The 14,643-nt window shown below is 62.3% G+C and carries 17 protein-coding genes; 13 read left to right on the forward strand and 4 right to left on the reverse strand.

The features are described from left to right. Nucleotides 1-9 precede the first annotated feature (9 nt). The 3 genes from ACPJXG_RS11795 to ACPJXG_RS11805 all read left to right on the forward strand — a co-directional run bounded on the left by ACPJXG_RS11795 (nt 10) and on the right by ACPJXG_RS11805 (nt 3,732). Nucleotides 10-489, forward strand: coding sequence for a GNAT family N-acetyltransferase (locus ACPJXG_RS11795; RefSeq protein WP_402718529.1), 480 nt, complete (start codon nt 10-12; stop codon nt 487-489). A gap of 61 nt (nt 490-550) precedes the next feature. After that, nucleotides 551-2,974 carry a DNA internalization-related competence protein ComEC/Rec2 gene (locus ACPJXG_RS11800; protein WP_425254740.1) on the forward strand — a complete coding sequence of 808 codons (2,424 nt, stop codon included), beginning with the start codon at nt 551-553 and terminating at the stop codon, nt 2,972-2,974. Nucleotides 2,975-3,255: 281 nt separating this feature from the next. Beyond that, the gene (locus tag ACPJXG_RS11805; protein WP_425254361.1) at nt 3,256-3,732 is read left to right on the forward strand and encodes a hypothetical protein; all 477 of its coding nucleotides are present in this window, start codon (nt 3,256-3,258) and stop codon (nt 3,730-3,732) included. A gap of 35 nt (nt 3,733-3,767) precedes the next feature. On the opposite strand, the gene ACPJXG_RS11810 is transcribed toward ACPJXG_RS11805, so the two are convergent. Then, nucleotides 3,768-4,715 carry a LysR family transcriptional regulator gene (locus ACPJXG_RS11810; RefSeq protein ID WP_425254362.1) on the reverse strand — a complete coding sequence of 316 codons (948 nt, stop codon included), beginning with the start codon at nt 4,713-4,715 and terminating at the stop codon, nt 3,768-3,770. A gap of 222 nt (nt 4,716-4,937) precedes the next feature. On the opposite strand from ACPJXG_RS11810, the gene ACPJXG_RS11815 reads away from it, so the two are divergent. The 7 genes from ACPJXG_RS11815 to ACPJXG_RS11845 all read left to right on the forward strand — a co-directional run bounded on the left by ACPJXG_RS11815 (nt 4,938) and on the right by ACPJXG_RS11845 (nt 9,377). Beyond that, on the forward strand, nt 4,938-5,156 hold the full coding sequence (locus ACPJXG_RS11815; protein WP_425254363.1) for an antitoxin VbhA family protein: 219 nt from the start codon (nt 4,938-4,940) through the stop codon (nt 5,154-5,156). After that, nucleotides 5,153-5,737 carry a Fic/DOC family protein gene (locus tag ACPJXG_RS11820; RefSeq protein WP_425254364.1) on the forward strand — a complete coding sequence of 195 codons (585 nt, stop codon included), beginning with the start codon at nt 5,153-5,155 and terminating at the stop codon, nt 5,735-5,737. The genes ACPJXG_RS11815 and ACPJXG_RS11820 overlap by 4 nt, the downstream gene beginning before the upstream one ends. A 123-nt stretch (nt 5,738-5,860) precedes the next feature. After that, nucleotides 5,861-6,622: a sulfite exporter TauE/SafE family protein gene (locus ACPJXG_RS11825; protein ID WP_034756294.1), complete on the forward strand. Its 762-nt coding sequence runs from the start codon at nt 5,861-5,863 to the stop codon at nt 6,620-6,622. Between the two features lie 32 nt (nt 6,623-6,654). Beyond that, complete coding sequence (locus tag ACPJXG_RS11830; protein WP_425254365.1) at nt 6,655-7,350, forward strand: HAD family hydrolase; 696 nt, start codon at nt 6,655-6,657, stop codon at nt 7,348-7,350. 58 nt (nt 7,351-7,408) lie between these two features. After that, on the forward strand, nt 7,409-8,209 hold the full coding sequence (locus tag ACPJXG_RS11835; protein ID WP_425254366.1) for an alpha/beta fold hydrolase: 801 nt from the start codon (nt 7,409-7,411) through the stop codon (nt 8,207-8,209). A 133-nt stretch (nt 8,210-8,342) separates the two neighbouring features. After that, on the forward strand, nt 8,343-8,912 hold the full coding sequence (gene dcd, locus ACPJXG_RS11840; protein ID WP_034755486.1) for a dCTP deaminase: 570 nt from the start codon (nt 8,343-8,345) through the stop codon (nt 8,910-8,912). 120 nt (nt 8,913-9,032) lie between these two features. Further along, nucleotides 9,033-9,377, forward strand: a complete 345-nt coding sequence (locus tag ACPJXG_RS11845) for a FlxA-like family protein (RefSeq protein WP_051958669.1) — start codon at nt 9,033-9,035, stop codon at nt 9,375-9,377. Between the two features lie 42 nt (nt 9,378-9,419). Here the strand turns inward: ACPJXG_RS11845 and ACPJXG_RS11850 are convergent, their stop codons facing one another. Both ACPJXG_RS11850 and ACPJXG_RS11855 read right to left on the reverse strand, forming a co-directional pair. Next, on the reverse strand, nt 9,420-10,916 hold the full coding sequence (locus tag ACPJXG_RS11850; RefSeq protein ID WP_425254367.1) for a HAMP domain-containing sensor histidine kinase: 1,497 nt from the start codon (nt 10,914-10,916) through the stop codon (nt 9,420-9,422). Between the two features lie 2 nt (nt 10,917-10,918). After that, complete coding sequence (locus tag ACPJXG_RS11855) at nt 10,919-11,608, reverse strand: response regulator transcription factor (RefSeq protein ID WP_176389168.1); 690 nt, start codon at nt 11,606-11,608, stop codon at nt 10,919-10,921. 193 nt (nt 11,609-11,801) lie between these two features. On the opposite strand from ACPJXG_RS11855, the gene ACPJXG_RS11860 reads away from it, so the two are divergent. From ACPJXG_RS11860 to ACPJXG_RS11870, 3 genes are read left to right on the forward strand one after another with little or no spacing between them, the layout of a single operon-like run. Beyond that, on the forward strand, nt 11,802-12,230 hold the full coding sequence (locus ACPJXG_RS11860) for a Spy/CpxP family protein refolding chaperone (protein WP_425254368.1): 429 nt from the start codon (nt 11,802-11,804) through the stop codon (nt 12,228-12,230). A 30-nt stretch (nt 12,231-12,260) separates the two neighbouring features. Next, the gene (locus tag ACPJXG_RS11865) at nt 12,261-12,404 is read left to right on the forward strand and encodes a hypothetical protein (protein WP_425254369.1); all 144 of its coding nucleotides are present in this window, start codon (nt 12,261-12,263) and stop codon (nt 12,402-12,404) included. Further along, on the forward strand, nt 12,362-13,198 hold the full coding sequence (locus ACPJXG_RS11870) for an intradiol ring-cleavage dioxygenase (RefSeq protein WP_425254370.1): 837 nt from the start codon (nt 12,362-12,364) through the stop codon (nt 13,196-13,198). Before ACPJXG_RS11865 ends, ACPJXG_RS11870 begins: the two co-directional genes overlap by 43 nt. Here ACPJXG_RS11870 and ACPJXG_RS11875 read toward each other — a convergent pair. Beyond that, the gene (locus ACPJXG_RS11875; RefSeq protein WP_425254371.1) at nt 13,195-14,640 is read right to left on the reverse strand and encodes a DUF1501 domain-containing protein; all 1,446 of its coding nucleotides are present in this window, start codon (nt 14,638-14,640) and stop codon (nt 13,195-13,197) included. The genes ACPJXG_RS11870 and ACPJXG_RS11875 overlap by 4 nt on opposite strands. Nucleotides 14,641-14,643 lie beyond the last annotated feature (3 nt).

Raw genomic sequence — 14,643 nt, forward strand, 5'->3', positions numbered from 1 at the left:
TCTTGCCATATGAAAATTATTTTCTCTTTGGAAGCACCTGCCGCCCTATCGTTCAAGAATCTTTACGACACGACGAATTGGGGCCCGATTGAACGCGATGTGGGGTTTTACGCCGATGCGCTACGAGGTTCGTGGGCCTCGGTGTCGGCCTATGATGGAGACAAGCTGGTGGCGTTTGCGCGCGCAATTTCAGATGGGAAACTACATGCATTCATTACAGAAATGATCGTGGATCCCGAATACCAGCAGCGCCGCCTCGGAGAACAGCTATTGACGCTGCTTGTTGAACAGTGCCATTTATCGGGTATCAAGGATATCCAGCTCTTTTGCGCGAAGGGAAAAGCCGGCTTCTATCTGAAAAATGGCTTTGTCAGGCGCCCGGACGATGCGCCAGGCATGCAATACGCCAGGGCGCCGGGCGCTGATATTCCAAGCGCCAGCCCAGCCCCGGTTGCGCTGGATCAGATGAAGGGCGGGAAAGCCGCCTGAGCGCCGGCGCCGGCTCTATAGTCTGATGCCTATCTTCGCACTTGGCGACCATCACGCTTCCATGCGCACCCTGATCCTCGGTTTTGCCGCCGGCGCCGCGTGGCTGCAGACGCAGGCCAGCCTGCCGCCGCATGCGGGCGCGGCGCTGCTGGCTGTTGCCGGGTCAGCGATGGCGGCGGCCCTGCTGCTGCGCCGCCACGCGCACTGGCGCGCCGCTGTTGCGCTCGCTAGTGGCGTGGGACTGGGCTTTTACTGGGCCGCCTGGCTGGCCCAGGCCGCCATGGCGCCGCAACTGGCGCTGGCCGATGAAGGGCAGGACATTGTTGTTACGGGCACCATCGCCAGTCTGCCGTACCGCTTCGAGCAGGGCGTGCGCTTCAATTTTGCCGTGGAGAAGGCTGTTGGGGCGAAGGTTCCTCCCTTGATCGCCTTGTCCTGGTATGCGGGTTTTCGCGATGAAGTGACGAACGCCGTGGGCGACGTGCAGCCGGGCGAGCGCTGGCGTTTGACGGTGCGCCTGCAGCGTCCACATGGCAACGCGAACCCGATGGGTTTTGACTATGAAGCGTGGCTGCTGGAGCAGGGCGTGCGCGCCACGGGCTATGTAAGGCCGCAGCCGCGCGCGGATACGCCGAACGTGCGCCTGGCCGCCTTCGTGCCCGGCTTCGGCAACGTGGTGGAGGCCAGTCGCGCGGCCCTGCGTGCGCGCATCTTGCGCAGCCTGGAAGGCAAGCAGTATGCGGGCGTGATCGTGGCGCTGGTGGTGGGCGATCAGCGCGCCATTCCCCAGTCCGACTGGCAAGTGTTCAACCGCACGGGCGTCAGTCACCTGATCTCGATTTCCGGCTTGCACATCACCATGATCGCGGGCCTGTTCGCCTTAGGTGCGGGCGCGTTGTGGCGGCGTTCATTCTTTACCGACTGGCAACTGCCCTTGCGCTTGCCGGCGCAAAAGGTGGCTGCCCTGGCCGGCGCGCTGGCGGCATTTGTGTATGTGCTGCTGGCCGGCTTCGGTGTGCCCGCGCAGCGCACCTTGTATATGTTGCTGGTGGTCGCGCTGGCCTTGTGGCTCGGACGCATCACCAGCATCGTGCATATCCTGTGCCTGGCGCTGGGCGTGGTGCTGCTGCTCGACCCGTGGGCCGTGCTGTGGCCCGGTTTCTGGCTGTCGTTTGGTGCCGTGGCCACCATGCTGTACGCGACGGCAGGGCGCACCACGGCGCCCATGCCGCTGCATGCTGGACGCTGGCGCCGCCTGCGCGCAGCCGTGGCGCTGGGCGCGCATACGCAATATGTGGTGACGGTGGGGCTGGTGCCGTTGACGATGCTGCTGTTCTCGCAAGTGTCGCTGGTCAGCCCTGTGGCCAATTCGCTGGCCATCCCCATCATCAGCCTGGTCGTCACGCCCTTGTCCCTGGCGGGCAGCCTGCTGCCGGCGCCCTTGTCCGATGGGTTACTGCTGCTGGCGCACGCCATCGTGCAGATGCTGGCGCAGTTGCTCGAGTGGCTGGGTGCGCGCCGCTTTGCCGTGTGGACGGCGCCCGCGCCGCCAATGTGGAGTTTTTGCTGGGCATTGTTTGGCACGGCATGGCTGCTGGCGCCACGTGGCTGGCCACACCGCTGGGCGGGCATGCTGGGCTGGCTGCCGCTGCTGACGGCCTTACCGTCCAGCCCGCCGCCGGGCCACATGTGGATCACGGCTTTTGACGTGGGACAAGGCATGGCCGTGCTGGTGGAAACGCATGATCACCGCCTGCTGTACGACACGGGACCCGCCTACAGTCTCGACTCCGATGGCGCCAGCCGGGTCATCGTGCCTTACTTGCGCGCACGCGGCATAGGCAGGCTCGACGGCGTGATCATTTCCCACAGCGACCTCGATCACGCGGGCGGCGCCATGTCCCTGCTGGAAAACGTGCAGGTGGGCTGGCTGGCCTCGTCGCTGTTCGAAGGCCACCCGGCCGTCGAGGCGCGGCGGGAGTCGCACCGCCCCTATCTGCATTGCGTGGCCGGTCAAAGCTGGACCTGGGAAGGCGTGCACTTCGCCATGTTGCACCCTTTGCCGGCCAGCCACATGGACATTGCCCTGAAGCCGAACGCCCGCAGCTGCACCGTGAAAATCACGGCTGGCAAGCACTCGATCTTGCTGGCCGGCGATATCGAAGCGGCGCAGGAGGCGCAATTGCTGGCTCGTTCTGCGGAGGACGAACTGGCCGCCGACGTGCTGCTGGCGCCGCATCACGGCAGTGGGACGTCTTCCACGCAGGCATTTTTGAACGCCGTCCATCCGACCCTGGCTATTTTTCAGGTCGGGCACAGGAATCGCTATAAACATCCGAAGGCGCAAGTGTATGCGCGCTATGGCGACATGGGCATTGCCCGGCTGCGCACGGATGTGGAAGGCGCGGTGGTGCTGGAGTTTGGGGAGGGGATAGCTGTGACGCGGTATCGGGACAGCCGGCCGCGTTATTGGCACGGCCGGTAGTGATGGCGTGCATGTGCCTGTCCATCGCTTCGTGCATGACTCGTTGCGCCAGCGCCAGGCCACTTGACGGTGAAATAGCCTTTTTAAGGTGCGGGTGACATTGTGTGATATTTCTTTTGGGTAATTTATTTATACTTCGTGCTGGTCGGTGCAGGGCTTTGCCGTTCGTGGGTATGCATCGGGATAATGCCGCCAAGCGGGCAACCGATGGTCACTGCACTCGGGAAAGCGCATGTGGATGTTACGTTATGTGGGGAAGTAGAATTAACTGAAGGGTTTGTATGTTTTTTGCAATTGGCTTTTTTGTGGCTATTGGCGGACTCTGTATCATGTCCAAGCCTTTCCGGTTCCTGTTTCTCGCGGTTTTCTGCCTAAGCTTAGTGTATGGCTATAGCGTGTCGTATCATGTCAACGGCAGTGGACCAGATGGCGATGAACTCAAGATGTTATTCAATTTGTATAGCCTTAATATCGGCCTGTTTTTGCTTGCCAGTTATCTCGGCTATCAACTGAATGCCAGTGATTCTGTGGAAATGTATCAGCGTCGTCGCCTGGCCACCTTTAAATTTCTTGTTAAATGGGGAGTGATTTACGCTATTTACAGTTTCATAGTGCAAAAAATAATAAATAAGGTCATGGATGACGGGGATGCCGGATTTTTTGTCATGAAGTTTTTCGGTCTTTATTTCTTCGGATTTTTCCTCTTTCTTGTTTTCGCCATTCCGTGGCTATTCCGCAGGCTGTCACCACGCAGTTAGGCTGGCATCCGGCTGCGACGGTCGCGCCTCGATGCCTACGTGTTTAATCCTGTGCGCGCCACATCTGCCCGCTCGTCCGGTATCTCCAGCCCCCGCTGCCGCACATACTCCAGAAACAACCGCGCCCCCTTGGCCATCCTCGACGTGCCATACACGGCATGAATGCTGGGATCGAGCTCTTTTGATGACGTCAGCCGGTACGCCGTGCAGACCCGGCGCAGGGTGCCGGCGGCCACGGCGGGCTCGGCCAGCCAGCTGGCCAGGCGCACGATGCCGGCGCCTTCGAGGGCCGCCTGGAAGGTGGCGATGCCGGAAGTGAAGCGGAAGCGCGGCTGCACCTGGTAGCGCACGTTGCGTTCGCTGGAGACGAAATGCCAGTCGCGCAGGATGCGGGGGGCCGAGTGCATGATGATGTCGTGGCCGGCCAGCTCTTCCGGCTCCTCGGGCGCGCCCATGCGCTCTATATAGTCGGGCGAGGCGTACATGTAGCGGCGGTAATTCCACAGGGGGTAGCCGATCAGCTCGCTCGACTGGGGGAAGGCGCCGCGGATGGCAAAGTCCAGCTTTTCCTGGATGGGGTCGATCGATTTATCCGAGAAATGGATGTCCACGGACACGTTCGGGTAGTCGCGCGAAAACTGTGCCACCACTTTCGGCAGAAAACCCAGCGACAGGATTTCCGGCGCGGAAAGGCGCACCCAGCCTTGCGGCGAGTTGCTCAATTCCGCCAGTTGGTCTTCCGCCTCGGCCTGTGTTTCCAGCAAGTGCTTGGCCGATGCGTAATACGTTTCGCCGGCCGTTGTCAGGGTGAACTGTTTTTGCGTGCGCAGGATCAGCTCGGCGCCGATGGCGTCTTCGAGGAACTGGATGGCGCGCGTGACGGCCGACGGCGAGCGTCCCAGCATGCGTGCCGCGTGGATGAAGCTGCGCTTTTCCACCACGGTGCAAAATGCGCGGATCTCCCACATCAGTTTCATCGACATCGGTGACTCCTGGCAAAAGAGGCCAGTAGACCGCAGTGTCAGGCATTTCGTCAAGTGCGATGCCACATGGCGTTTTTCGCAATGCGCACGAATGAACACGTGGGGGTGCGGGGAGCGGCTATTCCCATGAGTAACTTCGGGCAGTGCCGCATGGCTGCCAAGTCAATCATTGCGTAGCATGCTAAAATCTGCCTTGAAATATCGTTTCTACGGGAGAAATTGATGGCCAAATTTACCCAGCAAGATCGTCAACGCTCCGTCAATCAAACACTGGCAAGTTGGGCAATTGAAGGCTTTGAGCCAGATCCGCAATACTTGGCGTTGCTTGACCGCTATATTCAAGGTGAACTTACGCTTGTCCAGGTGCGCGCAATGACCGATGTCCAATTTGGTGTCAGCGCGGATGACCAGGAAAAAACGCCAGTGCTGCATGCCGCGTGACTTTCAATGACCCCTATTGTTATCCTGGTACGGATATCCTGCGTAACAAGCCGGATATCCGTGACAAGGAACGATTGAGGCAGTTCGAATTTCGTAAAACTGCCGAGCGCTCCATGGAGCTTCAGGAAAGCCCAGTTGTTGGACGATTCGATTTAGCACACTTGCAAGCAATACATTCCTACCTTTTTCAAGACCTGTATGCTTGGGCCGGAAAAATTCGGACCGTGGATATTTCCAAGGGTTCCACGTTTTTCGCGCATCACGCCGCGATCCAGAACTATGCAGACAAGCAGGTCTTTCCAGCCATTGCACGCGACAAGCTGCTTGTCGCGCTCGATAAGCCGATATTCATTACGCGCCTCGCCTATCACTATGCCGAAATCAATGCCCTGCATCCGTTCAGAGAGGGCAAAGGACGCAGCACGCGGCAATTCATCGAGCAACTGGCACGGCATGCGGGCTTCGATCTCGACTACACTAAAGTGTCTCAAAAAACCTGGATAGATGCGGCCACTGTGAGTTTTGCCGGCAACCTGGGACCGATGGAAAACGTGTTCACAATGATAACCAGCCAGCAGTAGTCAGGCCACCTGGCGCATTCCGTCAAGCGTTACGCCTGATTGCGTTTTCCGCAATTTGAAGTTGCATCCGGAAAAATCCACGGCGCCTATACTGCCGCTGTCGATCATTCCTCATTGCCTATCATGCTGACCATCTCGCTGCTGTGTTTATTTGCCTTCTTTGCCGGCCTGATCGATGCCGCCGTGGGCGGGGGCGGGTTGATACAACTGCCGGCCCTGTTCAACCTGATGCCGAACATGGCCTCGACGTCGTTGTTGGGCACGAATAAACTGGCGTCCGCCTGTGGCACCACGTTTGCCGCCCGCTCGTTTGTCGGCAAGGTGCATATCCCCTGGCTGCTGGTGCTGCCGGCCGTGGCCAGCGCCTTCGTCATGTCCTTCATCGGCGCGGCCGCCGTGTCGTATGTGCCGCAACAGGTGGTGCGCCCCATGGTGCTGGTGTTGATCATTATCATGGCCATCTATACCTTCATCAAGAAGGATTTCGGCACGACCCGCGAAGCGCGTCCCATCGGTCCGCGCGAACGCATTCTCGCCATCGTCATCGGCGGCGCCATCGGCTTTTATGACGGCCTGTTCGGACCTGGCACGGGCAGTTTCCTGATTTTCCTGTTCATCCGCGTCTTCGGCTTCGATTTCATCCTCGCCTCGGCCTGTTCGAAACTGGTGAATATCGCCACCAACGTGGCTGCGCTGGCCTTCTTCATTCCCGCCGGTCACGTGGTCTACGCCGTGGCCGCACCGATGGCTGTGTGCAATATCCTGGGCGCCTTGACGGGCACCTGGATCGCCGTGCGCCGCGGTGCCGCCTTCGTGCGCATCCTCTTCCTCGTGCTGCTGGTGTTGCTGATCGTGAAATTGTCCTACGACATCTTCTTCAAGTAAGTTTTGATAGATAACAAGAGCGACAACAAGCCATGAAAACCATCCAGGGCGTGCTGTGGGACAACGATGGTGTGCTGGTCAACACCGAGCAGCTGTTTTACGAAAGCAACCGCGACTTGCTCTTGCCCTACGGCATAGACCTGACGCCAAAGCAATTTTTTGACTGGTTCCTGGACAATAACTATGGTGCCTGGCATGTGCTGCTGGGGCAGGGGCACGACATCGAGCTGGTCGAGCGCCTGCGGGCCGAACGCACCGTGCTGTTTGCGCAACGCCTGCGCCAGGCGCGGCAGCTGGCCATGCCCGGCGTCAAGCAAGTACTGGCGGCGTTGCGCCCGCACGTGGCCATGGGCGTGGTCACCAGTGCCTACGAACAGCATTTCCGGATCAGCCATGCGGCCACAGGCATGCTCGGCCACTTCGACTTCGTGCTGACGCGTGAAATGTATGGCGACAGCAAGCCGGCGCCGGACGGCTACCAGCTGGGCTTGCAGCGCCTGGGCCTGGCCGCCGCCGACTGCGTGGCCGTGGAAGATTCGCCGCGCGGCTTGCGCGCCGCCAATGCGGCGGGGCTGGAATGCATCGTTGTGCGCAATCAGATGAACCGTCATCACGCGTTTGACGACGCTTTTTGCGTGGTGGATTCAAACGCGGAGCTGGGCGAGGTACTGGCTTCGTTCGTGCCCGGCATGACGCGGTCGCAGGGACAATTAGAGGCCTTCCTCTGATCCGTCTTGCCGGCATGCCATTACAATTGTGTATCGCATTCACCGGCACCGTCCCAGGATGACCCTCCCGCAACTGCACTTTGCCCACGCCAATAGTTATCCTGCCGGCACCTACCGCAAGCTGTTTGGCTTGCTGGGCCAGCACTACACCGTGCAGGCGCTCGACATGCACGCGCACGACCCGAATTATCCCGTCAGCACGGGCTGGCCCGAGCTGGTGCGCGAATATATCGACGAGCTCGAACGGCGCTACAGCGCGCCCGTGATTCTCGTCGGCCATTCGCTCGGCGGCATGCTCAGCGTGATGGTGGCCAAGCAGCGGCCCGATCTCGTGCGCTGCGTGGTCTTGCTCGATTCGCCCGTGGTGGCGGGCTGGCGCGCCTTGCTGGTGCGCCTGGCGCGCAACACGGCGCTGGGCGAGCGGTTCTCGCCGTCACGTTTTTCCGCCCGGCGGCGCAAGCTGTGGCCCGATGCGCAAGCGGCCTATGAGCATTTTGCCGCCAAGGACATGTTCGCCATCTGGGCGCCGCAGGTCTTGCGCGACTACATCGACAGCGGCCTGGAACCCCATCCGGAAGGGGTGCAGCTGCGCTTTACGCGCGAAGTGGAAACGGATGTCTACCGCAGCTTGCCGCACCATATCGGCGGCCTCGTCAAGGATGGCTTGCCAGTGCCCATCGGCTTTATCGGCGGCACGGAATCGGTGGAATGCCGCCAGGCGGGCTTGACGGCCACGCGCAAGCTGGTCGGCAAGTTTTTCCGCCAAGTGCCGGGCGGCCATCTGTTTCCCATGGAAAACCCGGAACTGACGGCGCAAGTGGTGCGCGAGATGATCACGGCATTGCTGGCGAAACAATAGAATATCGCCAGGGATTTTCAGGCGATGGGGGCCAACGGCGGCGGATTTTCGCGTAAAATCCTGCCATCCGGGCCGCGCCTGCAGCAGGCGTGCGGCCCCAGCCATTCCGATATTCTAGAAAGATACCCCTGCGATGACGATTAAAAGCGATAAATGGATACGCCGCATGGCGGAAACAACGGGCATGATCGAGCCGTTCGAACCGGGCCAGGTCAAGGAACGCGACGGCAACCGTATCGTGTCCTATGGCACGTCCAGCTATGGTTATGACATCCGTTGCGCCGACGAGTTCAAGTTGTTCACCAATATCAACACCACCATCGTCGACCCCAAGGATTTTGACGCAAATAACTTCGTCGACGTGTCGGGCAAGGGCTATTGCATCATTCCGCCGAACTCGTTCGCGCTGGCCCGTACCGTGGAATACTTCCGCATTCCCCGCAACGTGCTGACGATTTGCCTGGGCAAGAGCACCTATGCGCGCTGCGGCATCATCGTCAACGTCACCCCGTTCGAACCGGAATGGGAAGGCTATGTGACCCTGGAGTTTTCCAATACGACCCCGCTGCCGGCAAAAATCTACGCCAACGAAGGCGTGGCGCAAGTGCTGTTCTTCGAGTCCGATGAAGTGTGCGAAACGTCGTACAAGGACCGCGGCGGCAAATACCAGGGCCAGGTTGGCGTGACCTTGCCGAAGACCTGATCGCAGCGAAGGCGGGGCGCCAGCCGGTTTAGCCGTCTTTACCTGCCTTTACACCCGCCGCCCTATATCCGCCCCTCATGCCTGCCGTTAACCTTGGTATTGAAACACTGAGGAGGCAGTATGGTAGCGGCAATCGGTTCAGGCGGCGCAGTCGGCGCAGTCGGCGCGGCCAGTAGCGCCAGTGCGGGCAGCGGTTCGCAGATCGCGGCGCTGCAAAAGCAGATCACGGCGGCGCAAAAGCAGTTGACGGAGTCGCAGAAGGGCGAGCAGACGGAGGCGTCGCAAAAGCTGCAGCAGCAGCTGGCGCAGCAAATCCAGGCCTTGCAGGCGCAAATTGCCCAGTTGCAAGCTGCCGCCGCGCAGGCGCAGCAAGACGCTCAGCCGGCCAGCAGCGCCGATACGGCGACGAGTCCAGCGCAATCGACCTCGTCGACCCTGGGCAGCATCATCGATACGCAGGCGTAACAGTTTATTCGCGCATAAAAAAACGCCAGGCTCGCCGACAGGTCAGCCTGGCGTTTTGACGGGCAACAGCATTTCCACGCACAAGCCGCCACCGCCGCGCAAGCTGGCACTGATGCGGCCGCCATGGGCGCTGATGACGTGCCGGGCGATGGCCAGGCCCAGGCCGTGGCCATCCGTGCTGTGCTGGGTATTGGCGGCGCGGAAGAACGGTTCAAAAATGCGGGTCAGGTCGGTGCTGGCCACGCCGGGGCCACGGTCCAGCACGGCGATGCGTAGCCATTCTTGCTTGCCATCATGCTGGCGCGACAGTTCCACGTGCACCGTGCCGCCATCGGGGCTGTGCTTGACGGCATTGCGCACGACGTTTTCCACGGCGCGGGCCAGCAGTTCCGGCTGGCCCGTGACGCTGGCGTCGGCCATGGCCGCGTCGCCCGCCAGGGCTATGCCCAGCAGGCGCGCCCTGGCTTCATAGCGGGCGTCGTCCACGATGTCGTGCACGAGATCGGCGATGCTGACGTCTTCGCTGTGCGTGTGCCCGGCACCCGCTTGCGCGGCGCCGGCCTCCAGCCGTGACAGGGTCAGCAGTTCACCGATCAGTTTATCCATGCGCTCGCTTTCGCGTTCGATGCGCTGCATCGAGGCGGCCATCTTTTCCGGTTGCTGGTGCGCCAGGCCGATGGCGGCCTGCAAGCGCGCCAGCGGCGAGCGCAGCTCGTGCGACACATCATGCAGCAAGCGCGTCTGGCTATCCATCAGGCTGCGCAAGCGGCCCGTCATGCGGTCGAAATCGCGGCCCAGGTCCGTCAATTCATCGCCGCGCTTGCCGCTGGCGTGAAAGCGCGGCGCCAGGTTGCCGTGCGAGGCGGCTTCGAACGCCTGCCGCAAGTCGCGGATGGGGCGCGCAAAATACCAGGCCAGCAAAAAGGCGAACAGCAAACTGGCGGCGATGGCTGCGGCCAGGGGGATGAAGTTGCGGTAGGGCGTGTCCATGCGCGGCGGCATGCCGCGGCCGAATTCGCCGCGTGGTGGCGCGCCCGCTTCGTGCGGCCGTGGACCGGCTCCCATGGCGCGCGGGCCGCTCATGGCGACGGCGTTGAGCGTGTCGCGCGCGGCGCCCGCCTCGGCATGGCGGAAACGTTCGGACGAGGGCAGGAACAGCAGGTAGCGCTTGCCGTCGCTGCCAGACGCTTCGCGCACGACGGGATGGGCCTGGCCCTGCTCCAGCATGGTGTGCGCCTTGGCCAGCATGGCGGGATGCACCGTGCGGCCCATCAATTCTTGTCCTTTGGCATCGACGGCAAACACGCGCATGCGTTCGAGCTTGCCCAGGAATTGCCGCAAGGCCTGGCTGCCGCCTGCCTCCAGAGTGGCGCTGGCGGCCTCGATGATCATTTGCGCGGGCGGACTGGTATCGATGTCGAGGGCCCGTTCCTGCTGCGCTGCCCGGTTTTTCAGCCAGAAGGTGCCGCCGATGCCGATGGTGGCCGTCACTTGCGCCAGCATGATGCACAGAAAAAACTTCCAGAACAGACGGCCCACGCTTACTCCTTGATCAGCTGGTAGCCGAGACGGTACACGGTTTGCAGGCAGGAACGGCCATCGGCCAGGCTGCCGAGCTTGCGGCGCAGGCTGCTCAAGTGCACGTCGATATTGCGGTCGAAGCGGGCCATGGGCCGTCCCAGACCCAGTTCCGACAATTGATTCTTGCTCACGGGCTTGCCCGCATGGCGCACCAGCACTTCCAGCAAATTGAATTCCGTGCTCGTCAGTTCCAGGTGCCCGCCGGCCCAGGCAACGCGGCGCTGTTCGGGCCACATCGTCAGTTGTCCCACGGTCAGCGGCGCCAGGCCAGACGCATCATGCGGCACGGCTTGCGAACGGCGCAGGATGGCGCGGATGCGCGCCGTCAGCTCGCGCGGCGTGCACGGTTTGGTGACGTAATCGTCGGCGCCCAGCTCCAGCCCCACGATGCGGTCCGTATCGTCGCCGCGCGCCGTCAGCATCAAGATGGGCAGGTTGCTGCCGGCACGGATGCGGCGCAGGGTTTCCAGGCCATTCATGCGCGGCATCATGACGTCGAGGATGGCGATGGCATACAGGCCCGTCAGCGCTTCGGCCGCGCCGCTTTCGCCGTCATGCACGGCGCGCGCATCAAAACCTTCCTGCGTCAAGTATTCCTGGAACATGCCGACCAGTTCCACGTCGTCATCGATTAACAAAACCTTGCTCATGCCTGTGCTTTTTTCGGGTGAATATCGCCCGATGATAGCAGTCAAAGGGGGCCGTTCACGGTGGTTTTACCCGCTTTTACATAGGTCCGCTTACATTTGCGCACCTTCCTTTACCCGCTTTTACGCGGCCTTGACGTTGCTTTACACACCAGGCGCCGACAATCAGGGCTGATCGCCACGAAAGGAAATCCCGATGAAATACCTGAGTATCGTCGTCTCTTTGTTGCTGCTGTCCGCTTGCAGCATGCCGCTGCTGGCTCTGGCCCAGCCTGGGCCGCCGCCAGTCTTGCCGCCGTTTCTGCATGGCATCGAGCTGAACGAAGCGCAGCAGGACAAGATTTTCGCCGCCACCTACGCTCAGGCGCCCTTGCTGCGGGAACAGGAAAAGATCGCTTTCAAGGCCCATGAACAGCTGCACACGCTGGCCGGATCCAGCGCCTACGACGATGCGAAGGCCAGTGCGCTGGCCAGCACGGCGGCGCAAGCCATGGCGCAGATCAGCTTGCTGCAGGCGCGCCTCGAGCAGCAATTGCTGGCCGTGCTGACGCCGGAACAGCGCCAGCAGGCGCAGCAGCGGAGCGACGGCCGCCAGGGCCCGCGTCGGCTAGAGCGCCCCGAGTAAGCGGCCGGCGCGACCACAGGGAGAGCCAGCATGCGCATCGAGGCGCTCTCGCGACGGGCCACGCAGGTTTTGTACCTGTGCGCCAGCCTGAACCCCGCCCTGGCGGGCTTGCCCCACTTGATGGAGTACGTATGGAATTACATGATCACGATCTTGCATCCGACCTCGAAATGATGCGGCGACAGGCGGCTGAGCGGCGGCAAGTGCTGCGCTGGCTGCTGGCCGGCGCCGCCACCTTGCCTTTGATCGGCTGTGGCGGTAGTTCGGACGCCGGCGCCACGGCGGCCAGCAGCGGCACCGTCACAGTGCCGGCCACGGGCGCCTGCACGGTGATACCCGAGGAGACGGGCGGGCCGTATCCTGCCGATGGCACGAACACGCATGGCGGCAGCATCATCAATGTGCTGAACCAGACGGGCTTCGTACGCAGCGATATCCGCGCCAGTTTCAATGGCGCCACGGGTGCGGCGGCGGGCGTGCCCTTGACCATCCATTTGCAGTTGCTTAACGCCAGCGGCGGCTGCGCCAGCCTGGCCGGCTACGCCGTCTATCTGTGGCATTGCGACCGCGACGGCCTGTATTCGCTGTATTCGAGCGGCGTGACGGCGCAAAATTACTTGCGCGGCGTGCAGGAAACGGACAGCGCCGGCAACCTTGCCTTCACGACCATCTTTCCCGGCTGCTACGCCGGGTGCATGCCGCACGTGCACTTTGAGGTCTATCCCAGCCTGGCCAAGGCGGCCTCTGCCTCGAACCGCATCAAGACGTCGCAGTTCACTTTCTCGATGGCAACCTTGAACGAGGCCTACACGGCCAGCGGCTACACGGCCAGCGTGCGCAACCTGGCGCAAATCAGCTATGCCAGCGACAATGTCTTTGGCGACGGCACCAGCTTGCAGATGGCCACGGTGACGGGCAATGCCACGGATGGCTATGTGGCCACCTTGACCATCTCCGTGAACGGCTAGCCTGCCGTCATGAACCCCAGGTCGCGCCGGCTGAAGTTGCCGATGTTCGGGAACACCTCGGCCAGCTGGCTGTCGGCCACGCCGAACCACTTGGCCAGGGTGGCGCCGTACTGGTCGACGGACGTGGTCGGCAGCAGGGCGCCGGAACCGACGTCCAGCGCATGGCCCAGGCCCGTGGTGGGGAAGGCGCCGTAGATGTCGCGGCCCTTTACGGCGCCGCCCACGACAAAGTGGTGCGCGCCCCAGCCGTGATCCGTGCCGTCGCCGTTGCTGCTGAAGGTGCGGCCGAAGTCCGAGGCCGTAAACGTCGTCACCTGGCGCCGCACGTCGGCACCTTGCAGGGCCGCCAGGGTTGCGTCGAAATACGCGAGCGCGTGCGCCAGGCGCGCCATCAGGTCGCCATGCAGCTCCTTCTGGCGGTCATGCGTGTCGAAGCTGCCCAGGGTCACATAAAACACTTGCCGTTTCGCTCCCAGAGGGCCGCGCCCGCCGATGATGCGCGCCACCGTCTGCAATTGCACGGCCAGTTGGTTGACGCTGGACGCGCCCGTGTTCGGGTTGATATAGGGTGGCGGATTGGGCACGCCGCCCGCGCCGGCCGCCAGCATGGCGCCGCTCAGCACGCTCTGGCTGGAAATGGCGCGTTGCACCGTTGCCACGTGTTCCTGCTCCATCATGTCGTCGCCCGCCGTGCTGATGATGTCGCGCAAGGCGGTTTCACCCTCGGTGGTGTCGAACAGGTAGCCGCCGCCGATATTGCGGATCGGCACGGCGCCCGCCCGGCCCACCTGGAACTGGCGCACCTGGCGCCCGCTGAGGAAGAGCGCGTTCGACGCGGCCGAGATGGCGGTAAACGTCGCATTCGCGTTGCCGGCGCCGAGCAGGTCGCCCAGGCGTCCGCCCCAGCCGATGCTGGCGCCTTCCGGCAAGCCCGATTGCCACGTCGATTGCTGGTCGTTATGCGAAAACAGTTTCGGCGGCAGCGCCACATTGCCCGCCTTGTATTGGGCCAGGGTCAGGGGCTGGATCAGGGTGCCGACATTGGCCACGATGGCGGCGCGGCCGCCGTCGAACAGGTCTTTCACGGGAGCGAGCGCGGGATGCAGGGCAAAGCTGCGGCCCGCCTGGGCCGTGGCGGGCGTGATCGGCAGCACGCCGCCCGTTTCGCCGACGCCGGGCAGGTGGATCGAATCGTTGCTGCCTGTGTTGCGCAGGCGCACATATTCACTCCATGAAGGCGTGTCGGTGGCCAGCACCGTGTTGAAGGTATCGTTGCCGCCGTTCATGAACAGGCAGACGAGGGCCTTGTAGTCGTCGACGGACTGGGCCGCAGCCTGCCCCATGGCGGCCAGGTTGAGGGCGAAGGGCGCGGCCGTGCTGCCTGCCAGGCCCAGCATGGAGCCGAGGAAGCGGCGGCGCGAGAAGTGAGTAGGGGTAGTCATGCA

The sequence above is a fragment of the Janthinobacterium sp. NFX145 genome (assembly GCF_049810325.1).
Classification (GTDB): domain Bacteria; phylum Pseudomonadota; class Gammaproteobacteria; order Burkholderiales; family Burkholderiaceae_D; genus Janthinobacterium; species Janthinobacterium rivuli.